This is a genomic window from Pseudoalteromonas sp. CO348 (assembly GCF_004208845.1).
GTDB classification, from domain to species: domain Bacteria; phylum Pseudomonadota; class Gammaproteobacteria; order Enterobacterales; family Alteromonadaceae; genus Pseudoalteromonas; species Pseudoalteromonas maricaloris.
In genome coordinates, this window is sequence record NZ_SGPI01000040.1 from 152986 (window position 1) to 177029 (window position 24044).

The window sequence follows — 24044 nt, forward strand, 5'->3', positions numbered from 1 at the left end:
AGTTTTTACATCAGAACAGGAAAGGTGTGAAAGCGATGGGTGAAGCACTACAAGCAACAAACTCACAAAGTCGTCTTAGATGGGCAAACAAGACTTGCGGCGCGCGCGCTGAATTGGAGCACGCTATCCACAGTGGTTTTGCCCATGCTTTTGGCGCTGACATTCATGAGTATTATCCCCTTTTAAGCCATTTAAACTACCGTCAAAGCGATTGCTTTTTAGGTCTTAGATTTGCAGCCAAAGACGCATTATTTGTCGAGCAGTATCTTAATCGTCCGGTAGAGCAGTGCCTCTCAACGGTTTCAGAGCGTATTCATATCGCAGAACTTGGCAATTTGTTCTCAACAGGCCGAATGGCAACGTTAAGCCACTTTATTGTACTGACTCAAGCACTGCTTGAGAGTGACATCCGCTACTTGGTGTTTACGGCAACCAAACAAGTGCGTGCATTGATGAAGTTATGCCAAGTCGAGGTTAACAAGATTTCTTTAGCACACGGCACTATCGCTTCAGCTAAAGATTATGGCAGCTATTACCAATGTGCTCCGATGGTTTGTTCGGTAGATTTACATCAAGCCCAGCAGGTGATCACAAACACCGAAATGTATCAACACTTACTACAAGGGCTCGAGGTAGAAATTGCGAGCTTAAAAGAGGCATTTTTATATGTGTGATTTCTTAAAAAAACTGCCACATCAAGACTGTGATGTGATTTTACAACAAGGGCAAACTCGTCTCACTTTTGCTGAGGTAAAGTCTTACACGCAAGCATTGGCTGAGCGCTTTATTGTGATGAGTGGCGAGAGTGTTGCGGTCTCTCTAGACAACTCTATCGCTTGGTTATTGGTAGATTTTGCACTATTACAAGCGAATAAAGTGTCTATTCCAGTACCTCATTTCTTTACCACAGCGCAAGTTGAACACACCCTTGAGCAGTCAAAAGCAAACTGGTTGATCAGCGATACCAAGCTTGAAAATAGCGCTGAATATTCGGTGTTAGATGTCTATGGTCAAGCAATCTATGTATATCAAACTAGGTGTGAAAGCACGGGAGCCTATTTTCCTAAAACGCAAAAGATCACTTATACCTCTGGTTCAACAGGCGCACCAAAAGGCGTATGTCTGTCGTTTGAAAACCAGCTTGTCGTGGCGAGTAGTTTATGCGAAACCATCGCACTTCATCGCCCTAAGCACTTATGTTTATTGCCGCTACCTGTGTTGCTAGAAAACATAGCGGGTGTGTATGCGCCGCTACTGAGTGGTGGCATGGTTGAGGTAACCGAACTTGCGTCGCTAGGCTTTTCGGGCAGCCAGTTGCTATATCCACAAAAGTTGCTGCAAAAGATAAGTGAAGTACAACCAAATAGCTTAATTTTAGTGCCTGAGCTGCTGCGTTGCCTGATAAGCGCTGCACAGCAAGGGTGGCAACCCCCTGCAAGTTTACGCTTTATTGCGGTCGGTGGCGCTAAAGTTGACACTGAACTGTTACAGCAAGCTAAACAGCTGGGCTTACCTGTGTTTCAAGGGTATGGGCTTTCCGAGTCGGGGTCTGTTGTTGCACTGAATACTGGTGAGCAAGATGGCAGCGTTGGTAAGTTACTGCCTCATATTCAGGCACGTATTGTGGCAGATGAGTTAGAGATCAAAGGGAATAACTTTTTAGGTTACTTAGGCGGCGAAGCGATAGCCCAAGATGCGTGGTTAAAAACCGGCGATAGAGTGTCGAAGCGTGAGCAGCATTTTGTCATCGAAGGCCGGCTAAAAAATGTTCTGATCAATAGCTTTGGACGCAATATTTCTCCTGAGTGGCCGGAGTCCGTTTTGCTTGCCTATGTACCTTTACTGCAATGCGTTGTGGTGGGTGATGGCAAGCCATTTTTAACGGCGCTTATATACACTCCGGCACAACTAACAGCAGCTGTGATTGATAATGCCATTGAGCTTGCCAACCAGCAACTCCCTGATTACGCAAAAATAAAAAGTTATGTGCGCGTAAATGAAGCCTTTTCAGTAGGTAACGGCATGCTTACCGCGAACGGTAGACCTAAACGCGACGTGATTTTAGCTAATTTCGCGCAGCAAATTTCAGCGCTTTACTCCCAGAATCAATACGAAGCGGCAGAGCCCGTGGCTTCGGTTTAAAAGGAAAACGACAATGAGCAACTTTTACCAAACCCTACAATCAGAAACGGAACAAGCGCGCCAATATCTACTAAGCGCACCAATTATTCATGATGTTTTTCATGGTCAGATCACCAAAGGCCAATATGTTTCATTTTTGCAACAGGCATTTCATCACGTAAAGCATACAGTTCCACTCCTTATGGCGTGTGGTGCAAGACTAGATGACAGTAAAGAGTGGTTGCGAGAAGCGATAGGGCATTACATCGAAGAAGAAATGGGACACCAAGAGTGGATCCTTAATGATATTGCCGCCTGTGGTGTGGATAAAGAAGTAATACGTCATAGCATGCCAAGCTTCGCAACTGAAATGATGGTTTCTTACGCCTACGACAGTATCGCTCGTAAACACCCATTGAGCTTTTTTGGCATGGTTAATGTGCTTGAGGGCACGTCCATCGCGCTTGCCGATGACGCCGCTCGTCAAATTGCGAATAAACTTGGTCTACCTCGTAGCGCATTTTCCTATTTAACATCTCATGGCGCGTTAGATGTTGAGCATATTGACTTTTTTGCAGGGTTGATGAACAAGATCAGCTGTGAAAAAGAGCAAGCGATCATTATTCACAGCGCTAAACAGTTTTATCGTTTGTATGGCGACATATTCCGCAACATTGAAGCGGTGCCTGCAGGTGTCGAATTTGCGGAGGTAAGCTGATGAAAGCAACAAAACTTGCCGTTATCACTGGGGCCTCTCGGGGGATCGGCCGGGCCATTAGTAAACAGTTGGCCATGCATAATTGGCGTTGTTTGCTGATTGGTCGAGACAGCGAAAAATTAAAGCAGGTGATAGCGGGGTTACCGGGAGAACACGATTATCTTGCTTTAGATATCACCGCTGAGGATGCTGCGACGCAAATCGCGAGAAAAGCGGCGACTATGGGTGGGGTTGACTTACTCGTCAACAACGCCGGCATTAATACCATGGCTGGGTTTGCTGAAATTTTACCTACTGACTTGAAAAAGCAGATGGAGACGAATTTATTAGCGCCCATGCTAGTTAGTCAAGCCTGTTTACCACAACTGATCTCAAGCCATGGCACCATAGTTAACGTAGGTTCAGCGTTTGGTGCTATCGGCTTTCCATATCAAAGCAGTTATTGCGCTAGCAAGTTCGGTCTGCGTGGTTTTACAGAGGCACTGACGCGGGAACTCGATAACCAAGTAGCGGTTAAATATCTCGCGCCACGCGCAACCACAACAGAAATGAATGACGACCGCGCGACAGCTGTAAACCATGCACTAGGCAATCAGATGGACTCGCCAGAGGTCGTCGCACAAGCCTTTATGAAATTGCTCCATAGCAACACCAAACGTGCAGGCATAGGTTTTCCTGAAAGATTTTTTGCGAGACTCAATGGCTTGTTACCAGAGCTTGTTGATAACGCATTAATCAAAAAAGTGAAAACCATCCAAACCATTTTTTCCACTAAGGAGTCATTACGATGAACGCACTAAAAACCTTGTTAGCTTCAGCAACATTACTGGTATTCAGTCAAGGTGCTTGGGCAGCATTTGACGATGATCTTAGCCAAGTCCAAACTAAATGGGCAATGGTAAATTATGAAACCGAGGGCGATGCCCAAGAAAAAGCATTTGAAGAATTGGTTAAGCAGTGCGTGGCATTTGTTGAACAATATCCAGATCGCGCTGAAGCTTACATCTGGCGTGGTATTGTGCAGTCGAGCTTTGCAGGAGCGAAAGGTGGCTTGGGGGCGCTTGGTCTTGCCAAAGATGCGAAAGCCTCATTCGAAAAAGCCATTGAACTTGATAAAAACGCACTGTCTGGTTCTGCATTAACGAGTTTAGGCACGCTCTATGCTCAGGTCCCAGGCTGGCCAATTGGGTTTGGCAGCGATAAAAAGGCGAAAAAGCTGTTCCAAGAATCATTAGCGATCAATCCGGCAGGAATTGATGTAAACTATTTCTATGCACAGTTTTTATATGACGAACGTGATTATAGTGCCGCCCTTGCGCACTTGAAAAAAGCGCAGAATGCGCCAAGTCGTCCAGGTAGAGAAAAAGCCGATGAATACCGCCAAGAAGAAGTGGCACAGCTACTGGCGAAAGTCGAAAAAAAGCTAAAAAGAAGGAATAAATGAGGCTATTACTTGTAGAAGACGATGAGCTACTGGCACAGGGGCTCATCGCATCACTCAAAAAAGAAGGGTATGCCATCGAGCACGCGCCGACGCAAAGACAAGCAATCAGTTTTGTTGAATCTGGTGAATTTGAGCTGGTGGTGCTTGACCTAGGTCTACCCGACGGAGATGGTTTGGCGGTACTCAAGGCGCTGAAAAAAAACAAATCGCAAACCGCTGTGCTCATTCTAACAGCGAGAAATAGTCTTGATGATAAAATTGCAGGGCTGGATTTAGGGGCTGATGACTATTTGGCTAAGCCGTTTGAGCCTAAAGAACTGTTTGCGCGTTTACGGGTGATTGGTCGACGCTTCACCAAACAAGTGAGCAGCACCTTGAGCTGCAACGATGTCGTGTTAGATCTCGCCAGTCACGAGGTGCTTGTCAGTGGTAGCGCCCAAGAATTACCTCGTAAAGAATATATGTTACTCAAGGCGTTGATGGAAAACAGCGGCCGTGTGCTGTCTAAAACTCAGTTAGAATCTAAGCTCTATGATTGGGGAGAAGCTTTAGGCTCTAATGCTATTGAGGTACATATTCATCACCTCCGCAAGAAAATGCCCGATGGATTTATCAAAACGCTGCGTGGCATTGGCTATGTGGTTGGCAAGGGGGCTTAGTGGGCACGAAAAGCTCGCTTGGAGGTGCTTCAATAACGAGAAAGTTGACCCTAATTTTAGTGTCAGCTTTGGTGCTGACTGCATCCATGGCGCTGCTACGGGGTTATCACTCCAGCATGGCGATGGCACAAACACAATTAGACAGCCATTTAGAGTCCATCGCAACACTCGTTAATGCTCAAGTTACTGCGACTACCTTGCCCAGTGGTGCGGGTAACAACGCATTTTACTTTTTAGTGCTTGAACACAATCAAGTTGTTGCGGGTAGTGAGCTACTTGCTAAGTACAAGAACAAGCTTAAATATCATGCTGGGTTTAGCACCCAAAATGTGGGGGCGACTAGACTCAGAACCTTCAGTGAAGCGTTTGGCGAAAGGCAAATACTGGTGGCTGAGCCAGTACAAAAGCGTTTTGCCCTTGCTGAAGGTATGATTGTCTCAGCAATGACGCCATTGGTGGTGATTATGCCGTTTCTTGCGGTGTTTATTGCATGGATTATTTATACGGCGTTAAAACCTTTACGAGATCTTTCTAAAGAGCTTAGACGACGTAACCCCAAAGACTTTACACAGCTGGCAGTGCAAAGCGACAAAGCGGAAGTGGCAATCGTTATCGCGACACTAAATGACCTCTTTCAAAAGGTTGAAGTCGCGTATCTCAAAGAGCGTTATTTTGCTTCCGATGCCGCTCATGAGTTAAAAACGCCGATCGCAAGCTTAAAAATTCATCTTCATAATTTAACGCATGATACTAAGCATCCCAGTGCCACTGCTATGTCAAAAGGGCTTGAGCAGCTAAACCATGTGGTTGAACAAATGCTGACGTTAGCGCGTACAGAGCCAGAACTGTGGCATAAGCAATTTGCGCAGCAAGACTTAGTGGCATTAACTCAAGACTTGATTGCTAACTGTTACCCGAGAATTGAACAAAAATCACAAAATATCAGCTTAGAAGCGTCAGAAGCGACCTTAGAGGGCTGTGAGTTCACATTAACCACATTATTTTCTAATCTAATTGGTAATGCTAATAAATACACGCCAATTGAAGGTGACATAGAAGTAAAAATTCAGCAGCATGCGCAGCGGGTTGTATGGCAAATCGATGATTCGGGTTGTGGTATGTCGGATGCGGAAATAGAACGAATTTTTGACAGATTTTATCGCGTTGGTGGAGATAAACACCCTTCAGGGGAAAAAGGGGCAGGTTTAGGAATGGCGATAGTCAATCATATAATTGCAATTTATCATGCAGATATCTCTTTTGCTCGTAGTCATTTAGGCGGGCTTAGAGTTTGTGTAAATTTACCGAGGGGGCTGGATGCTAAGGACTAAGGTCTCTTCGCTGTCTTTCGCGCTTGGTTTGCCTTTGGCGACCTGTAGTTTCGCCTTGTGGGCGGAAGAAAGTTATACCATTATTCTTAAAAATCATTTATTTACACCAGCACACGTTGAGGTACCTGCAAATCGTAAAGTAAAGCTCATCATCGAAAATCAAGACCCTCAGGTTGAAGAGTTTGACAGTTTTGATCTTAATCGTGAAAAAGTGCTTTTTCCGAACCGTAAAAGTGTGATTTATATCGGCCCGCTAGCACCCGGTGAATATAGTTTTTTTGGTGAATTTTCACCAAATACAGCACAAGGTATCGTTATCGTGAAGGAGCCAAACAATGCTTCTTAATGCGGTGGTGGTGAGCGTGAACCAATTATTACCAGTAACTGTACTTTGGGTACTATTAGCACAATGTACCAATGCTGCTTTACCACTTAAAACGACACTCATCGCGTTGAGTACGGGGCTAGTCGGCTGTTTTGGCATATGGTTTTTGGGTGGAGAAATAGCCTCGAGTTTTGATTATCGCGGGTTCGAGTTATTGCAAATAGGACTGCTACTCAGTTTATTTTGCTTAATGATTGCAACAAAACGCACCGGACATACGGCACTTGCAGCCTTGGCCTTTGGACTAGCCGTGGTACTGTACTTGCACCATTTGGCAAGCTTTGCGTTCTCTTATTCAAAGCCAGCGGATGGTCAAACCCTCGCCATTGGCACCTCGCTTGGTGTGGGGATCTGTTTGAGCTTTTCTATTCTACTCTTCTTTTTCCTTGATTGGCTGAAGAGTAAGCACTTACCTTGGTTGTTGCTGTTGTTATTGGCTTTACACGGTGCGAGTAAGGTGTCGATTGCATTGGACTTGGCGCTTCAAGTGGACTTAATTAGTGCCGCCAGACTTGAAATAGACTTGCGACAGATTGTGGACGAACACAGTGTTGTTGGTCGAGTGCTGAGAGTATTAGTGGGGTATGAGGCAACACCAAATGCTGCGACGCTTGCAGGGTTTGGAGGCGCGTTGATTACGTTCTTAGGATGTACATATTGGAGAACAGCGCATGCGAAATAATGTTTTACTCGCGCTGCTGGTGAGTTTTTTTGGGATTGTGGCGTTTAGTGCAAAAGCGGATGGTATGGTGGTGGACAAAGTTTATCATCCATACGTTTTACCGCTTGAACGTGAGTTGGAGTGGCGACTACTATCTCGCCAAACCGAGCAAGGGAATGTGTTGGCACAGCGCTTAGGGCTTGGTTGGAGTCTCACTGAGACAATGACTGTTGAAGGTTATGCCATTGGTGAGCGCGACGATGAGGGCAACTTTGACTTGGCAGCTTACGAGTTAGAGTCGCGGTGGCAATTTGTAGAGCAAGGGCGCTACTGGGCGGATATTGGCATGTTGTTTGAGCTTGAAAAACGCCATAAATTCGATGCCTATGAAGCAACCGCAGGGTTTTTATTTGAGAAGGAATTTGGCCGCACGAGCCTTACCATGAATGCATTTTTGGTGAGGGAGTGGGGTAAAGACATTGAGGATGAATGGGAATCTGAGTTTAGAGCGCAACTGCGCTACCGCTTGTATAGTGCTTTTCAGCCGGCAATTGAAGTCTATGTCGGAGAAGACTTTTTTGGTGTTGGCCCAGGGTTTATCGGACTGCATCGATTCGAAGGTCAAAAACAGCTGAAATGGGAAGCGGGTTTTATTTCGGAGATCAGCCAATCTGGCAAAGATCATAGCTTTAGACTTGCATTGGAATTTGAGTTTTAAGTGTCGCTTTTACTTTGTTTAAATAAAGGGGAGATGCAGCAAAAATGTCATTAGCTTATGGTGCATCTAGCTGCTAACTTTAGAGTCGAACTATAGATATCAAGGAAACGATATGTATCGCACGCTAACTTTATTTGGGTTGTTGTTCGTTAATAGTGCTTATGCACAGATTGCGCTCGAACGTGATATTCAAGAGCACATCGTGGTTGCGAACAAAGTATCTTTGCAGGTTTATCATGTTGCGGGCAATGAACCTGCCGTTGTTTTTGAAAGTGGTTCTGCAGCGCCTGCAATTTATTGGACACCAGTAATGATGGGTCTCGCGCAGCAAGTACCCAATACATTGGTGGCCTATAACCGTGAAGGTTATGGCAAAAGCGAGCTTAGCCGCAGAGCCTATAGTGTTGATACGGATAATCGTAATCTTCGTGAAGTGTTGAGAGCGCTTGATATTCGGCCGCCGTTTATCTATGTCGGTCATTCATACGCATACTATGTAATGCAAAACTACATCACCTATTATCCTGAGCAAGTTGCAGCCTTGTTGTATGTTGACCCTGTGACCGTTTACTTCATTGATAAAACCCATGCCTTAGCGCAGGATAAGCTACTTCACCCCTTGAGTACTCTGCCAGAAAATACCTTCGGTGAAGCTCTGCGCCGAGAAACTCAAGCGCTAAGTGAAACAGTTGCGAGTGTTCGGGCGCACCAAGCACCTGAGCATATTCCGTGTCGTGTTATCGTTGCCCAAAGACCATTTGATCCAACTCAACGCGATGTTAAAGCATGGCGAGAAGGACAAGAAGCATTGGCATCACATTGTGATTCTGAGCTAATTATTGCCAAGGGAAGCGACCACACCGTACCTATGAAAGCCCCGCAAGTGGTTGTCGAGCAAGTGGTGCAATTAATTCGGGAATTAGAGTCAAAAAAGCCTCTCTAGCTTTATGAATATTTTATTGCAATCTCTATTATTTACACAGGGTTAGGGGAATAATGTGTTTAAAAAATAGGGTGTTGAAAAAGCCGTGAAAAAAATATTGATATTTGTCATTAGCAAGTCATATTGATGATTAAAAATACATTGACTTAGGGCTGAATCCCTATATGATGTTCATAGACAGAATTTGAGTCAGTGTTTTAAAATCTCCATTACGTTGTTGTATAAGTGTTTGCTTGTAGTAGTACCGTCCTGAAGTTTTATCCACTCTACAAATTTAGGTCTATGCGCCCACATGGGCATAGCTCATCAATGCGCAGCATTGGTTTTTGTTTTTATATCAGGATTAGTATTATGTCTAACACTCTTACAGGTACCGTTAAGTGGTTTAACGAGTCTAAAGGTTTTGGTTTCATCGCTCAAGAAAATGGCCCTGACGTGTTCGCACACTTCAGCGCAATTACAGGTGACGGTTTCCGCACCCTAGCTGAAGGCGACAGAGTAGAATTCACAGTTACTGACGGCCAGAAAGGTCCTCAAGCTGAGAAAATCGTTAAGCTTTAATCGCTTAATTGATGAAGAAAAAGCAAGCTAAGGCTTGCTTTTTTTGTGCCTGAATATCAAAAAATTTTCCACTCAGTCAATAAATAACCTGAGCTGCGGATAATTAATGCCTTTCTAGCAGCCAGTTTTAGCGCTAACTGCGTTGAATTCACTTCCAATAGCCAGCTATTGGTGCGTAAATTCGCCTTGTTTTCCCTAAAACTCTCTGGCTAGACAAGGAGAAAACTAAGTTGTGCTTTAGCAACAATGAGTTGGAACATTCCTTATCCAAACCTCAAGTTAAATATAATCGCTTCAGTTTTTGACTATTACTCATCTACTTTCTACTTTACAACGCATTGGCATTACTGATGTCCAGCGTGCTTGGCTTATTTACCACTTGACCCAGATCCTGTTATACACCGAATGTAAATTAACTGGTTTATTTTGTTGTTTATTGTTCTTTTTGTGTTAATGTTTGTAACTGCCAGCGGCGGTTTATATCAATCCTCGTAATGAAGTTATCTACCTGTGAGTAGATAACGCTTTAATTTTAGCTAAGCCATATGCATTTCAAGATTAACCTAAGAGCTTGTTTTAATTTTGAAAGTGTTATCCATAGCTTGCTAATGTGTATAAGTTAAAACGAATTGACATAACTGGCATCGATAACTTAAACAGTGTTTAAAAGGACTATTAAGATGAAGAAAAAAAGCTATTCAATGCTACTAATGTTGGCTCTCACTTCCGCATTTTCTGCTGTTGCTGGAGATATCGAGCAAGGTGTGATGAAAAACCCAACTACTTACTATTCGCTAGACTTTGAACAATCCCCACTAGCTATGCATGCACCTGTCGCGAGAGATGAGTTTTCAATGAGTAGTGCTGAGATCATGCCAATGGCACCGGCTCAAGGGATCACGTATTTTGAGCTGGGTATCGTACGTTCGCAATTAGGCGGCGATCAGACTATTTCACAAAGTCAACTTTCTACAGGAACTAACCACGGTGGCAGCTATCTATTTATCTACGCTTGGCAGTTTGGTTATGGCAACCCGAATAATGCGGTGATGAATGGCATCTCTAAATCAACTGGATTGAGTGAAGCTCGGTGTGGCAACGATTTACACCGTTGTTCGGTTGGGGAAACTGTCACGGGTTGGTTGTATGGTTGGGACTTCTCAGGTCAAGAGTCTGGTCAAGTTAAAGTTTCTTCAAATTCAACAGCTTCGCCATTTGGTACGTCAAGCGACTCGCTTTATATTAATTAGTTTGATTTGAACTAAACACTAAGGTGCATTTGAATAATACTAAATGCACCTATCTAGAATATTTTAGCCATTTAGTCCCTTTCTTTCACTGTTGAGCCTTTCCAAAATCGATATCGAATTTAAATAGTTGGCTCTAGCCTCTTTGGTTTGAGCTGAAAGCGAGTTTGATAAACTAAAAGTATGCTTCATGTCATTAAGTAGATTGTATTTTTGAGATGGATTTTCCACCATAGAAGTTGGTGCACCGATCGCCATCATTTGACCAGTACTGATAAGCCCCCCTTCAAACAACTCTTTAGACATAGCGCGAGCTTCTTGAGCCGAAATATTATTTACATCATATTTAGAGGCAATATTTTGCCAGTTCTGGTGCGCTTGTTTGCCAGCCTCACTGATTGCTACAGTATCTGTGGCTACTACTTCCTGTTTCTCATCTTGTCGAGACGTGGACTGCTGTTGTACAAGTTGAGAGTATACGGCACTGACATTACTGGATTGATTAATAATCATTGAGAATTCCTTCCATGCATTTGGTTAAATACGATTATTAGTTAGCAAATTGAGTGCCAAAAACTCACCCTAAATTCTCGGATCGAAAGAGTTGACATTATCCCTATTAAATTCAGAACGTTGATATTACTATGTGCTTTAAATTGAATTAGCGAATGGACAATATATGTCTTTACCACCTTGCCCCAAGTGCAATTCTGAATATGTTTATCAAGATCAAAGTCAGCTAGTATGCCCTGAATGTGCTTATGAATGGGATCCAAACGCGACTGCTACCGAGGACGACATTCAAGTAAAAGATGCCAACGGCACACTATTAGCGGATGGCGATAAAGTCACTGTGATTAAAGATCTTAAGATTAAAGGCAGCTCACAAGTCATTAAGATTGGTACTAAGGCTTTGGTAAGGCGAGTGCTCGATAAAAAAGACCATGAACTTGACTGTAAGGTTGATGGCGTGGGTGAAATGATGGTTACGGCGAAATTTGTGAAAAAAAGCAAATACTTAAGTGGATAAGTGTTCAGAGGTTATGGAGTTTTAAAGCGTCATTGACCTCCACGAAAGTTAGCGCTCATAAGGTCACTGGAGTCACAGACACGCAAAGCAGAGAAGCCATAGTGTTGTGGTTCAATAAATCCGGACACTACTTTAGGTGGTATCATTACCACCTGACACTGATTCGTCAAATACGGCTGTCAAATTTGATCAATATCTAAAAACCAAATCTGACAGATTAACAGTCAGCCTTGTCTAAACTAGGCTTATATTTTTTTAGACTAGATTTCTGCAGCGACCACTGAAATCTCAACAAGCAATGCATCACGGGCCATGCTCGCTTCTACACAAGCGCGAGCTGGTGCATAACCTTCAGGCACCCATGCATCCCACACTTCGTTCATTTCTGCAAAATACTTCATGTCTTTAATATAAATTGTCGCAGAAAGAATGTGTTTGCGGTCGCTGCCTGCTTGAATAAGTAGCTCATCAACTTTCTCAAGCATGGTTTCGGTTTGTTCCTTAATTCCTTGTTCTGCGTCTTTACACACTTGGCCACATAAATAAATAGTACCATTATGTTTTACAATACGGCTCATTCGTTGTTTGGTGTCAATTCGTTCAATCACTGTTTTTCCTTTCTAATCGTTACTGTAATCAGCAGGTTTAATAGCGAAATTTTATCCCTTTTCAAAGATATGGGCTACTCTTTACACTAATAAACCAGTTTCACTAAACCATTCTCTTTTGCTCTTTTTTTGTAGGAGTGTTTGATGTTTTTCAAAAAGGATAACGTAACACAGCTGCTGGCAGAACTGGATTCTGTTAAAAATGATAATACATTACTTCAAGTACGCTTGGATGATGTTGAACGAAGATTACATACTGCCTATGAAGAAGCAGCAGAGGTGGCAAAAGCCGTTGAAATTGAGCGAACTATAGTACAAAACTTCTTTTTATCTTTAGAAATGCTTGATGCTGTGAGGCACGATGTGGCTACTTCGGCTGATCTACTGAAAGGTGAGGAAACGAGGTTAACGGGTAGTTTAAAAGATTTTCAGGGGATCAGTGAAGGGCTAACAAATTGTGTTCAAGTCTTGTGCGGCTTAACAGAACAATCTACACGTTTAAACACGTCATTTGAGCAATTATCGCAGTCAGCATCAGAAATTAATTCATTTGTTTCACAAGTACAGAGTATTGCTGAGCAAACCAACCTACTGGCTTTAAATGCGGCAATTGAAGCAGCCAGAGCCGGTGAGCAGGGCCGAGGGTTTGCTGTAGTAGCAGACGAAGTACGAACACTTGCAGGTCGTTCATCAGAAGCGGCTGAGAAAATCTCTAGTTTAACTAACGTGACAACGCAGCACACTGATAATGCATTTGAACATGTTAAACAAAGTACAGAAGAGACGCTGGTAGTATCTAATACAGCCTCAGAAATCAATGAATCCGTCGGATCTATGGCTTCAACCTCAAAAATGATGGCCGATGTAATTTCAGCAGCCAGCATGAGCACGTTTGTGCAAACGGTGAAGCTTGATCACTTAGTTTGGAAAGTAAACATTTACAAGGCGATTCGAGAAGGTAAGGAGGGGGATGAAAGCAAATTTGCCGATCATCATCAATGCCGCTTAGGTAAGTGGTATTACGAGGGAGAAGGTAAGGCTGATTTTTCTAATTACGGTGATTATAAACGTCTAGAATCACCTCATGCCAAAGTGCATGAATCGGGAATTAGCGCATTGCGAGCTAGTGCGCGAGGTGACAAAGAGACACTGATTTCTATGTTAGCAAATATGGAAAATGCCAGTATGGAGGTATTTGATTGTCTAAACGGTTTAGATAGTAAAATGAGAGCCCCATAAATGCTGTACTACAGCTCTAAAACGCGTCGGTAAGCTTCTGTTTTACTAATCTTAGTAAATGCACTACGTAGTCTCTCAACGATCGCTAAAGGTAACTGGTTGTTCGTTGCAAGGTAACCTTTTACCGAGAGTGCTTCCACATCGTATAAAAAGGTAAAGTGGTCAGCAGGAAGGTTAAGCTCTATGGCCATGGTTTTGATATAACGCGGGTCATCAATCACTAAATCAACCCGATTTGCGACGAGTAACTCATATGACTTTTCGATGTCGCTGGTTTGAACAAATTTAAACCCTAGTGCTTTAAGTGTGCCTTCGGCGATATCACCACGCTGAACTGCTATTTTGTATTGTTTAGCATCCTCAAGTGATTGAATTTTTATGTCCTCACGATAGCGATTGGTAACAAACCCTAAATGAAACACAGCAACAGGACCAATCCAATGAAAGCTGTCTTCTCTCGCGGGGGTCTTTGCGATGCTATAAATCAAGGTATGTTTGTCATGCTGCGCTAATTTAAAAGCTCTAGCCCAAGGGTAAATAGAAAACTGTCCCTCAAGTTCAGCCGCTTTTAAAATCGCTTTGACCAGATCGGTACTTGAGCCTGCAACTTGGTGGTTTTCTATGGTTTGATTGGGTGGAGAAAGTTCCGTAACAACCTGTAATTTCGCCCATAAGGGCAACGGGCTAATCAGTAAAATAAACAGTAGTAGACGTCCAACAACAGCATTCGTCATTACCAAACAACTCCACACATTAATGCGTTAATCTATATTTAGCATAGATGGATTTTATTTTTCCGTCATTAACCATTCGTCGCAAGGCGATATTTATTTCCGTTTGTAACTCAGTTAGATGAGGCTGTAAGCGCATATGTACAGGTAATCGGCTGATTTCATAGCAAGACTGAAATTTTCGATACTTTGGTTGTTGTGAAATATAGTAGTCTGCTGTCACCGAACCAATCATGATGTAGTCTAAACGCTCATGTTCAAGCTGTGCGAGCAGTTCTTTCTCCGATACATTTTCATAAACTACTATCTTGTCTTCGCCTAAGTGCGCTTCAAAATTATCGTAACGATATCCTCTTACTTTGCCGACTAACGTGCCATAAAACTGCTCGGGTCTATGCTTGCCCACACAACGAGATTGATACCCAAGCAGCACTTCGGTTGAGAAGGCATAGTCGATGCTGTAAATCCCTGGGACGTCTGCTTCGGCCCGCCACACTTTATTGATCCCAGGTTCAATATCTATTTTACCTTGGTCGAAATAGCGCTGTCCTCTAGCGACAGAGAGCGGCATAAACTCAAATTGGTGTGAAGTCAGTTTTGCCAACTCTTGAAAAATGTCGACAAAAATACCTTTGGGTTTTCCCTGTTCTTCGAAATAGTAAGGAGGATTAGCACCGTGATAGACCAGTACGGTATAGGTGTTCGCCTGCGCTAAGCCGGTTATTAGCAACAGGGTAAGCATTACTATTTGAAAACACCGCATCGCAATCTTCAGGCTAAAGTAAAGGTATCTTCATAATATGCATGATTTTTAAGCGATGCAATTAATCCTTTCCTGATACCGTATCGAGATAAATACATCAGACTGATTATTTGTCACAAGTTATAAATATGGTGAATACTGCTTATATTGAAAATTGTCGACAATTTACGGCGGGGCTGGTTGACGTACACGTCAACCAGCACTATATTGTCTACAACTTAAATTACTAAGACTGGCTAACTAATGATGAGCTTTTTTGACGAGCAAGCGGTTACTTCTTCTGATAAAGCATTCTTTCGTATGCGAAAGGAAATTGTAGAAGGTGAAATAGCGGCAGGTTCTAAGCTCAGCGAAATGGAATTGTCGACAAAGTATGAAGTCAGCAGAGCGGTTGTTCGCGAGGCAATTAATCGCTTGGAGTCATGTCACTTAGTTGAACGTAAAGCCAATGTAGGGGCGCGCGTTGTTACTCTCACACCGGAAGGGTTAATGGAGCTTTATCAGATCCGTGAAGCACTAGAAGGTATGGCGGCAAGGCTTGCAGCGCAGCACATGACTGACACTGAAATTCAAGACTTAGAAGGTTTGTTGTCGAGTCAATTCGATGAAGTCAAAAACCAACATTCTTATTATCAAGAAGCGGGCGATCTCGATTTTCATTACCGCATTATTCTTGGCAGTAAAAATGCGAGCCTTATCTCTATGTTAGTCAATGGACTGTACCACTTGGTACGTATGTATCGTGTGCAGTTAGGGATGACCGGTCCCCGCGTCACCACGGCATTTGACGAGCATAAACATATCGTTCGTGCGATCAGTAACCGCGACCCAGAACTGGCAGAAATACTGATGCGTCGACATATTCAATATTCTAAAAATAATATCGCAACCAAGTTAGCAAGCAATCAATCACACTTTTAAGAGAGAGCATCATCATGAGCGCAGGAAAAAAATTTCGTGAAGCATTAAAAGCCAATAAACCGCTTCAAATCGTCGGCACTATCAACGCATATAGCGCGATGATGGCAAAGAAAATCGGTCATCAAGCTATCTATCTTTCTGGTGGTGGCGTTGCTAATGCATCTTATGGTTTACCTGACTTAGGAATGACATCTCTAAATGATGTAATTGCAGATGTAAGTCGCATTACCTCGGCTTGTGATCTACCTTTAATGGTCGACATTGATACTGGATGGGGCGGCGCTTTCAATATCGCAAAAACCATCCGAGATATGGAAAAAGCAGGTGCCGCTGCGGTACATATGGAAGATCAAGTAGCGCAAAAGCGTTGTGGTCACCGTCCAAATAAAGAAATTGTGTCGACCGAAGAAATGGTTGACCGTATTAAAGCAGCAGTTGATGCGCGCACCGATCCTGACTTTTTCATTATGGCAAGAACAGATTCGTTTGCACAAGAAGGGCTAGAAGCGGCAATTGAACGTGCAAAAGCTTATGTTGCAGCAGGCGCTGATGGCATTTTTGCAGAAGCGGTACAAACTGAAGAACACTATCGCGCATTCAGCGAAGCACTTGATGTGCCCATCCTCGCGAATATCACTGAGTTTGGTAAGACAGAACTTTGGAACAAAGCTGAGCTGGGTGAGTGGGGCGTAGATATGGTGCTTTACCCATTGAGTGCGTTCAGAGCGATGAACAAAGCGGCGGAGCTAGTGTATCAGTCTATTTTAGAAAATGGGGACCAGAAAGCGGTACTCGATACCATGCAAACCCGAATGGATTTGTATGATTACCTTGGTTATCACGATTATGAGCAAAAGCTCGATGCATTATTCGCCGAAGGTAAAAATAAGTAAAAAATTAAAGCTGTTGAGGGGTGCTCAGCAGCACAAAATATCAATACCCAGCAGGTAAAAAATTCAGGAGACAATAATATGGCTAAAGTACTAAGTGGCGCGGGCCTTCGTGGTCAAGTAGCAGGAAAAACAGCACTATCAACGGTAGGTAAGTCGGGCTCAGGTTTGACGTATCGTGGCTACGATGTAAAGGATCTAGCTGAAAATTGTCAGTTTGAAGAGGTGGCTCACCTTATCCTTAAAGGTAACTTACCAAATCAAGCTGAACTAGACGCTTATAAAAGCGAGCTAAAAGCAATGCGCGGTTTGCCGCAGGCGTTAAAAGAAGTATTAGAACGTATTCCTGCTGATGCACACCCAATGGACGTATTACGTACGGGTTGTTCAATGCTTGGCAACCTTGAAGGTGAAGCAAGCTTTGATGAGCAAGGTAAAGTAACCGATCGCATGCTAGCAAGTTTCCCAAGCATTATTTGTTATTGGTATCGCTTTAGCCATGATGGCGTTCGTATCGATGTGGAGACGGATGACGATTCAATCGGTGCACATTTCTTACACTTATTGCACGGCGAAAAACCAAGTGAGCTACATGAGCGTGTGATGCACGTATCACTTATTCTTTATGCAGAGCACGAGTTTAACGCATCAACCTTTACAGCGCGTGTTTGTGCATCAACGCTTTCTGATATGCATTCATGTATTACTGGTGCGATTGGCTCTCTACGTGGCCCACTTCACGGTGGCGCAAACGAAGCGGCAATGGAAATGATTGAGCGCTTTGAATCTGCGGATCACGCAGAGCAAGAAATGATGGGTATGCTTGAGCGTAAAGAGAAGATCATGGGCTTTGGTCACGCTATCTATTCAGAATGTGACCCTCGTAATGAAATCATCAAACGTTGGTCTGAAAAACTAGCGGCAGATGTGGGTGATACGGTACTTTACCCTGTATCTGTACGCTGTGAAGAAGTCATGTGGCGCGAGAAAAAACTATTCTGTAATGCCGATTTCTTCCATGCATCAGCTTATAACTTCATGAAGATCCCGACTAAATTGTTCACACCAATCTTTGTTATGTCACGCTTAACAGGTTGGGCTGCACACGTTATGGAGCAGCGCGCAGATAACCGTATCATTCGTCCATCGGCGGAATATACTGGCGAGGAGCTACGCCCAGTTCCTGCCATTTCTGAGCGTTAATCGAACACTGTTCGAATCTATTCTGGCGGTCGCCATGGCCGCCTGTTCTCCGTCACCGATTGTTGGAAGTTGCTATGAATACTCAATTCCGTAAACGTTTACCTGATTCTGAGCTTTGCTATTACGATACAAAAGAAGCGGTAGAAGCCATCAAACCAGGTAGCTACGAGACTTTACCTTATACCTCACGCGTCCTTGCTGAAAACTTAGTACGCCGCGCTGAGCCTGAAAAACTCAATGATTATCTTGAACAAATTATCGAGCGTCGTCGCGATTTGGACTTTCCGTGGTTTCCAGCTCGTGTGGTTTGTCATGATATTTTGGGTCAAACTGCACTAGTCGACCTTGCGGGTTTGCGTGATGCTATCGCTGAAAAAGGCGGCGATCCGGCTAAAGTCAATCCAGTCGTACCGACTCAACTGATTGTGGATCACAGCTTGGCTGTAGAGCACGCCGGTTATGAAGAAGATGCATTTGAGAAAAACCGCGCGATTGAAGACCGTCGAAATGACGACCGTTTTCATTTTATCAACTGGACGAAAACGGCATTTAAAAACGTTGATGTGATCCCGCCAGGCAACGGTATTTTGCACCAAATCAACTTAGAAAAAATGTCGCCAGTTATTCAAGCGCGCGACGGTGTTGCCTTCCCAGATACGCTTGTTGGCACCGACAGCCACACGCCACACGTTGATGCACTTGGTGTTATTGCCGTTGGTGTGGGTGGCCTTGAAGCTGAAAGCGTGATGCTTGGCCGTGCTTCCTACATGCGATTGCCGGATATTGTTGGGGTTGAAATCATTGGCAAACGCCAACCGGGGATCACCGCAACAGATATCGTACTGGCGATCACTGAGTTTTTGCGTAAAGAGCGCGTCGTTTCTAGCTACTTAGAGTTCTTTGGTGAAGGTACGCAAGACCTTAATTTAGGTGACCGTGCGACAATTTCAAACATGACACCAGAGTACGGTGCAACCGCGGCCATGTTCTACATCGATGAGCAAACCATTGATTATTTGAAGCTCACAGGCCGTGATGACGAGCAAATTAAGCTTGTGGAAAAATACGCTAAGCTAACAGGGCTTTGGGCTGATTCTTTACAAAAAGTGCAGTACGAGCGTGTACTTAAGTTTGATTTGTCTAAGGTGACGCGTAATATTGCAGGTCCTTCAAATCCGCATCGCCGCGTTGCAACTAACGACCTTGCTAATCAAGGTATCGTTAAAGAGATTGAAGCGCCAAAAGATGGCTTGATGCCAGATGGTGCGGTGATCATCGCTGCGATCACCAGTTGCACTAATACCAGTAACCCACGTAACGTCGTTGCCGCAGGCTTGCTCGCACGTAATGCCAATAAATTAGGTCTTGCTCGTAAACCTTGGGTGAAAACGTCTTTTGCACCGGGGTCAAAAGCAGTACGTTCTTATATGGAAGAGGCAAAGCTCCTACCTGAGCTTGAGCAGCTCGGTTTTGGTGTTGTTGCCTTTGCTTGTACGACTTGTAATGGCATGAGTGGCGCACTTGATCCGAAAATTCAACAAGAAGTGATTGACCGTGATTTATACTCAACGGCAGTGTTATCGGGTAACCGTAACTTTGACGGTCGAATTCACCCTTACGCAAAACAAGCCTTCTTAGCTTCACCACCGTTGGTTGTGGCTTATGCAATTGCAGGCACCGTGCGCTTTGATATTGAAAATGGTGTTTTAGGTCGCGACCAAGAGGGCAATCCAGTCACGCTTAAAGATATCTGGCCAAGCGATGAAGAAATCGATGCGGTGATCAAAGAAAGCGTAAAACCAGAGCAGTTCCGCGCCGTTTATGAGCCAATGTTTGACCTCTCGGTAGACTATGGTGAAGACAACGACCCACTTTATCAGTGGCGTCCAACGAGTACCTATATTCGTCGCCCTCCATATTGGGAAGGGGCACTCGCGAGTGAGCGCTCCATGAAAGGTATGCGTCCATTAGCGATTTTAGGGGACAACATCACGACTGATCATTTATCGCCATCGAATGCGATTTTAGCAAGCAGTGCGGCGGGTGAATATCTGGCCAAAATGGGCTTACCAGAGGAAGATTTCAACTCATACGCGACACACCGAGGTGATCACTTAACGGCGCAGCGTGCGACATTCGCCAACCCCAAACTGTTAAACGAAATGGTGGTAGAAAACGGTGAAGTAGTACAAGGTTCACTGGCGCGTGTTGAGCCTGAAGGCAAAGTCACCAGAATGTGGGAAGCCATCGAAACCTATATGGAGCGTAAACAGCCGCTGATCATCGTTGCTGGCGCAGATTACGGCCAAGGCTCGTCTCGTGACTGGGCTGCAAAAGGTGTGCGTTTGGCTGGAGTTGAAGTTATCGCAGCAGAAGGGTTTGAGCGTATTCACCGTACTAACTTAATCGGTATGGGTGTACTACCGCTTGAGTTTAAAGCGGGCACTACCCGTAAAACGCTTGAACTTGACGGTACAGAAACCTATGACGTTGAGGGTGAACCAGCACCAGGTGCTACATTAACTCTCGTGATTAACCGTCAAAGTGGCGAGCGTGTAGCGGTGCCTGTGACTTGTCGATTAGATACCTTTGAAGAAGTGTCTATTTACTCTGCAGGTGGCGTGTTACAACGCTTTGCTCAAGACTTCCTCGAAGCGGAAGGCGTATAACCATGAGTCAATTTAAGCCGCAAATTAAAATTCCCGCCACTTATATGCGTGGCGGCACCTCTAAAGGGGTGTTCTTTAATTTAACAGATTTACCCGAGTACGCGCAGCAACCGGGTGAAGCGCGAGATAACTTGCTGCTACGTGTGATTGGCAGCCCAGATCCCTATGGTAAACATACCGATGGCATGGGCGGTGCAACTTCCAGTACCAGCAAAACCGTGATTTTAAGTAAAAGCGACAAAGCCGACCATGACGTGGACTACTTATTTGGTCAGGTTGCTGTCGACAAACCATTTATTGATTGGAGCGGAAACTGTGGCAATTTAACGGCTGCGGTGGGGGCATTTGCAATCAGCAATGGCTTAGTCGACGCGAATAAAGTGCCAAAGAACGGTGTTGCTGTCGTTAAAATCTGGCAGGCGAATATTGGCAAAACCATAGTGGCACATGTTCCAATCAGCAATGGGGAAGTGCAAGAGACGGGCGACTTTGAACTGGATGGCGTAACTTTCCCAGCGGCGGAAGTGGTGGTCGAGTTTATGGATCCAAGCGACCCAGATGTTGATATGTTTCCGTCGGGCAATCTCGTCGATACGTTAACTGTGCCTGATGAAGGCACCTTTGAAGTGACCATGATAAGTGCCGGGATCCCAACGCTTTTCTTCCGAGCTTCCGATTTAGGTTATGAAGGTACAGAGTTACAAGAAGCGATTAATGGAGACCCAGCTGCACTAGAGCGATTTGAAAAGATCCGTGCTTATGGCGCAGTTAAAATGGGTTTAATAGGTCATATTGACGAAGCGAAAGTTCGCCAACATACCCCAAAAATCGCTTTTGTTGCACCTGCTAAATCTTATGCTGCGTCGAGCGGTAAAGCGGTGGCAGCCAATACCATCGACTTAAACGTTCGCGCCTTATCCATGGGTAAGTTACACCATGCGATGATGGGCACTGCCGCTGTGGCGATAGCAACCGCTGCGGCAATTCCTGGCACCTTAGTTAACGAAGCCGCTGGTGGTGGTGATCTTAACTCCGTGACCTTTGGACATCCGTCAGGCACCTTAAAGGTTGGCGCGGAAGCACTACAAGAGTCTGGCCGTTGGCAAGCTAAAAAAGCCGTTATGAGCCGCAGCGCTCGCGTGTTAATGGAAGGCCGAGTTCGCGTCCCAGAGGCGTAGCTCCACACTAAATTAAAGGCTCTGTTCCCAAGAGCCTTATTTTCAAGATAAGAAACCTCCCGAGTTGTTGCTTGGTCGTGAAGGTGTGCCTGTCATTCGGCTTCTTCTTTGGTTTCCACCATGCAGACTTGTAATTCATAAGGGCGATATGATGTTTGAAGCTTTACTTTCTGTAGCAATCACAACCACGGTGTTACTTGGCTCTCCCGGTCCAGCGCCACTTGCGCTGGCTGCAACGGGGGCGAGTCAAGGTGTTAAAAAAGGTTTCCCGTTCTTAGCTGGTATTTTGGCAGGATTGCTTGTCGCGGTGATCTTTGCAGCCACAGGGGTTGCAGGGTTACTGGTTAGCCATCCCCAAGTGACACTCATGCTCAAATGGCTTGCAGCCGCCTACTTAATTTATGTTGCCTACAAAATTGCAGCAAACAATGCGGCGCTTGGCAGTGCAGGTGCGCAGCTACCGAGCTTTAAAGATGGGTTTATTCTTAACCTCCTCAACCCCAAAGCCTACGCGGCTTGTATCGCTATTTTTTCGACGGCTTCGGTGCCGGCAAGCTCAAACCTAGTTGCTACGCTACTTGCCGCTAGCGTGTGCTACGTGGTGGCGATAGTGGTCGACACAATGTGGCTGGTATTAGGTGGTGTGATTTTTAAAACACTGAATGATGAGACCGTACTTAAACGGATCCGAATTGGTTTTGCGTTGACTTTGGTTGTGCTCGTTCTTTACGGGCTATTTGTCGTTTGAGGTTGATGGGAAGTCACAGCCATAGCTTTTAGACTTGAATAGATGTAATAATCTGAGTTATGCAACCGTCACTCAGAAAAGCCAATGATCGCCCCAACAGATGAAAACAACGTCCCCATAAGTGACATCCGTGTTGAATTTTCGGACTCGGCATTTGCTTTGAGGACGTTAAGAGCGGGTGAATATCAACGGTTGGAGCGTCTGTTTTCGTTTAGATATGGTGCAGAGTACGATGCCGAAGAGTTATTAAAGTTACGACAACAAAAAGTGCTAGTACCTTTTTTACAAGCAGCTGAAGATAAATCAAAGCACTGTATTTGTGTGCGGCAAACTCAAACGCGCGAAATGCTTGGCATGATCTTAATTACAGTCGATGATTCCGCGGCCAAAAAAGTGCTGGTAGAAGAGAGTTGGTTTATCCACGATACTCTGTTCGACAAGGTGTTTTGTTTATTCGTAACAGAGTATTTGAATACGCTAGGCTTCGCTTTGGTTGAATTTAGAGTCGACGAGCGTAATGATTTAGTACGCCGGTTGGTTGAGCAACTTGGTGCGCACTTTGATGGCATATTACGTCGTGAAGGTGTTTTTCGGAACGAGTGCTTCAACCTTGCGGTGTACTCTATTTCTCAGGAAGAGTGGCAGTGCGTTGTTCCTCTGTATTCTATTTACAAAGCATTGCCGCAATAATAGGGAAGCTTAAAGTGTGCATTTATGGAAAGTAAACCAAAGTATTTTCGCTGGCAACTTGGCAGACAACAGTCCGGCTATCAAAAAATGTTACTAGCAACCGCGATGTGGCCAGTTAAGTTTGATATGTATTTAACCTGAGCTTCAGATAATCTATGCCTTTCTAGCAGCCAGTTTTCGCGCTAACTGCGTTGAATTCACTTTCAATAGCCAGCTATTAGTACGTAAATTCGCCTTGTTATCCCCAAAACTCTCTGGCTAGATAAGGAAATAATTTGATTTTAGTTTAAAACAACCAGTTAGAACATATCTTATCCAAACCTCAGGTTATTTACTAATGTTTCCAACTGGATGCGAAGTACCACCGCACACCGATAAAGTCGTTTCAGGGAAACATTTCAGGCTAAATATTGTTTTAAAGCGGGCTAAGTTAGGCGGTGAATTTAAGTGTAAAGATCCGCTTTATAGCAGCAGTCGCATCAAACTTTTGAACCTGAACTCGGGATAAGAAGTTAGTTAATTCACTAAAATACCTAAGTTCAAAAGCGTAATATCACTCTAGCCAGAAGTTATTTCTTAATACAAG

The 24044-nt window shown here is 44.3% G+C and carries 26 protein-coding genes and 2 pseudogenes; 24 read left to right on the forward strand and 4 right to left on the reverse strand.

Going from position 1 to position 24044, the window contains the following annotated elements:
• Positions 1-35 precede the first annotated feature (35 nt).
• The 13 genes from EXT48_RS21680 to EXT48_RS21740 all read left to right on the forward strand — a co-directional run bounded on the left by EXT48_RS21680 (position 36) and on the right by EXT48_RS21740 (position 10791).
• Positions 36-674, forward strand: a complete 639-nt coding sequence (locus EXT48_RS21680; protein ID WP_130165749.1) for a thermostable hemolysin — start codon at positions 36-38, stop codon at positions 672-674.
• Entirely contained in the window at positions 667-2142 is a 1476-nt protein-coding gene (locus EXT48_RS21685; RefSeq protein WP_130165750.1) for an AMP-binding protein, read from the forward strand. The genes EXT48_RS21680 and EXT48_RS21685 overlap by 8 nt, the downstream gene beginning before the upstream one ends.
• A gap of 13 nt (positions 2143-2155) precedes the next feature.
• Positions 2156-2839, forward strand: coding sequence for a TenA family transcriptional regulator (locus EXT48_RS21690; protein ID WP_010370245.1), 684 nt, complete (start codon positions 2156-2158; stop codon positions 2837-2839).
• The gene (locus EXT48_RS21695; protein ID WP_045963620.1) at positions 2839-3630 is read left to right on the forward strand and encodes an SDR family oxidoreductase; all 792 of its coding nucleotides are present in this window, start codon (positions 2839-2841) and stop codon (positions 3628-3630) included. Before EXT48_RS21690 ends, EXT48_RS21695 begins: the two co-directional genes overlap by 1 nt.
• Entirely contained in the window at positions 3627-4283 is a 657-nt protein-coding gene (locus EXT48_RS21700) for a hypothetical protein (RefSeq protein ID WP_045963623.1), read from the forward strand. The genes EXT48_RS21695 and EXT48_RS21700 overlap by 4 nt, the downstream gene beginning before the upstream one ends.
• A complete protein-coding gene (locus EXT48_RS21705; RefSeq protein ID WP_130165751.1) occupies positions 4280-4942 on the forward strand; it encodes a response regulator in 663 nt (220 codons plus the stop codon). Before EXT48_RS21700 ends, EXT48_RS21705 begins: the two co-directional genes overlap by 4 nt.
• Entirely contained in the window at positions 4942-6273 is a 1332-nt protein-coding gene (locus EXT48_RS21710; protein WP_130165752.1) for an ATP-binding protein, read from the forward strand. Before EXT48_RS21705 ends, EXT48_RS21710 begins: the two co-directional genes overlap by 1 nt.
• Complete coding sequence (locus EXT48_RS21715) at positions 6260-6619, forward strand: cupredoxin domain-containing protein (protein WP_039496375.1); 360 nt, start codon at positions 6260-6262, stop codon at positions 6617-6619. The genes EXT48_RS21710 and EXT48_RS21715 overlap by 14 nt, the downstream gene beginning before the upstream one ends.
• Positions 6609-7340: a hypothetical protein gene (locus EXT48_RS21720; protein ID WP_130165753.1), complete on the forward strand. Its 732-nt coding sequence runs from the start codon at positions 6609-6611 to the stop codon at positions 7338-7340. Before EXT48_RS21715 ends, EXT48_RS21720 begins: the two co-directional genes overlap by 11 nt.
• Positions 7330-8037, forward strand: coding sequence for a hypothetical protein (locus tag EXT48_RS21725; protein WP_130165754.1), 708 nt, complete (start codon positions 7330-7332; stop codon positions 8035-8037). Before EXT48_RS21720 ends, EXT48_RS21725 begins: the two co-directional genes overlap by 11 nt.
• 112 nt (positions 8038-8149) lie before the next feature.
• Complete coding sequence (locus EXT48_RS21730; RefSeq protein ID WP_130165755.1) at positions 8150-8980, forward strand: alpha/beta fold hydrolase; 831 nt, start codon at positions 8150-8152, stop codon at positions 8978-8980.
• A 351-nt stretch (positions 8981-9331) separates the two neighbouring features.
• On the forward strand, positions 9332-9541 hold the full coding sequence (locus tag EXT48_RS21735) for a cold-shock protein (RefSeq protein WP_010370225.1): 210 nt from the start codon (positions 9332-9334) through the stop codon (positions 9539-9541).
• Between the two features lie 680 nt (positions 9542-10221).
• Positions 10222-10791: a DUF4879 domain-containing protein gene (locus EXT48_RS21740; RefSeq protein WP_239359716.1), complete on the forward strand. Its 570-nt coding sequence runs from the start codon at positions 10222-10224 to the stop codon at positions 10789-10791.
• 63 nt (positions 10792-10854) lie between these two features.
• Here EXT48_RS21740 and EXT48_RS21745 read toward each other — a convergent pair whose 3' ends face one another.
• Complete coding sequence (locus EXT48_RS21745; protein WP_069020947.1) at positions 10855-11301, reverse strand: hypothetical protein; 447 nt, start codon at positions 11299-11301, stop codon at positions 10855-10857.
• 166 nt (positions 11302-11467) lie between these two features.
• Here EXT48_RS21745 and EXT48_RS21750 point away from each other — a divergent pair, with 166 nt between their 5' ends.
• The gene (locus tag EXT48_RS21750; RefSeq protein ID WP_130165756.1) at positions 11468-11818 is read left to right on the forward strand and encodes a zinc ribbon domain-containing protein YjdM; all 351 of its coding nucleotides are present in this window, start codon (positions 11468-11470) and stop codon (positions 11816-11818) included.
• A 260-nt stretch (positions 11819-12078) separates the two neighbouring features.
• On the opposite strand, the gene EXT48_RS21755 is transcribed toward EXT48_RS21750, so the two are convergent.
• Positions 12079-12426, reverse strand: coding sequence for a RidA family protein (locus tag EXT48_RS21755; protein WP_099029885.1), 348 nt, complete (start codon positions 12424-12426; stop codon positions 12079-12081).
• Between the two features lie 144 nt (positions 12427-12570).
• Between EXT48_RS21755 and EXT48_RS24020 the strand changes: the two genes are divergently transcribed.
• Complete coding sequence (locus EXT48_RS24020; RefSeq protein WP_052258321.1) at positions 12571-13665, forward strand: methyl-accepting chemotaxis protein; 1095 nt, start codon at positions 12571-12573, stop codon at positions 13663-13665.
• Between the two features lie 8 nt (positions 13666-13673).
• Here EXT48_RS24020 and EXT48_RS21765 read toward each other — a convergent pair whose 3' ends face one another.
• Positions 13674-14399 carry an ABC transporter substrate-binding protein gene (locus tag EXT48_RS21765; protein WP_130165757.1) on the reverse strand — a complete coding sequence of 242 codons (726 nt, stop codon included), beginning with the start codon at positions 14397-14399 and terminating at the stop codon, positions 13674-13676.
• A 19-nt stretch (positions 14400-14418) separates the two neighbouring features.
• On the reverse strand, positions 14419-15138 hold the full coding sequence (locus EXT48_RS21770) for an ABC transporter substrate-binding protein (protein WP_130165758.1): 720 nt from the start codon (positions 15136-15138) through the stop codon (positions 14419-14421).
• Between the two features lie 267 nt (positions 15139-15405).
• On the opposite strand from EXT48_RS21770, the gene EXT48_RS21775 reads away from it, so the two are divergent.
• From EXT48_RS21775 to EXT48_RS23950, 9 genes and pseudogenes are all read left to right on the forward strand, one after another.
• On the forward strand, positions 15406-16080 hold the full coding sequence (locus EXT48_RS21775; RefSeq protein WP_205992138.1) for a GntR family transcriptional regulator: 675 nt from the start codon (positions 15406-15408) through the stop codon (positions 16078-16080).
• Between the two features lie 14 nt (positions 16081-16094).
• Positions 16095-16973 carry a methylisocitrate lyase gene (gene prpB, locus EXT48_RS21780; protein ID WP_010603812.1) on the forward strand — a complete coding sequence of 293 codons (879 nt, stop codon included), beginning with the start codon at positions 16095-16097 and terminating at the stop codon, positions 16971-16973.
• Between the two features lie 78 nt (positions 16974-17051).
• The gene (gene prpC, locus EXT48_RS21785) at positions 17052-18173 is read left to right on the forward strand and encodes a 2-methylcitrate synthase (protein ID WP_017217742.1); all 1122 of its coding nucleotides are present in this window, start codon (positions 17052-17054) and stop codon (positions 18171-18173) included.
• Positions 18174-18247: 74 nt separating this feature from the next.
• Positions 18248-20842: a Fe/S-dependent 2-methylisocitrate dehydratase AcnD gene (acnD, locus tag EXT48_RS21790; protein ID WP_130165760.1), complete on the forward strand. Its 2595-nt coding sequence runs from the start codon at positions 18248-18250 to the stop codon at positions 20840-20842.
• A gap of 2 nt (positions 20843-20844) precedes the next feature.
• Complete coding sequence (gene prpF / locus EXT48_RS21795; RefSeq protein ID WP_130165761.1) at positions 20845-22020, forward strand: 2-methylaconitate cis-trans isomerase PrpF; 1176 nt, start codon at positions 20845-20847, stop codon at positions 22018-22020.
• Positions 22021-22168: 148 nt separating this feature from the next.
• A complete protein-coding gene (locus tag EXT48_RS21800) occupies positions 22169-22768 on the forward strand; it encodes a LysE family translocator (protein ID WP_240703422.1) in 600 nt (199 codons plus the stop codon).
• Positions 22769-22852: 84 nt separating this feature from the next.
• On the forward strand, positions 22853-23458 hold the full coding sequence (locus EXT48_RS21805; RefSeq protein ID WP_205992130.1) for a GNAT family N-acetyltransferase: 606 nt from the start codon (positions 22853-22855) through the stop codon (positions 23456-23458).
• A gap of 24 nt (positions 23459-23482) precedes the next feature.
• Positions 23483-23593, forward strand: a pseudogene (locus EXT48_RS21810) (2OG-Fe(II) oxygenase); the annotation flags it as partial.
• A 193-nt stretch (positions 23594-23786) separates the two neighbouring features.
• Positions 23787-23966: pseudogene (locus tag EXT48_RS23950) on the forward strand (hypothetical protein); the annotation flags it as partial.
• Positions 23967-24044 lie beyond the last annotated feature (78 nt).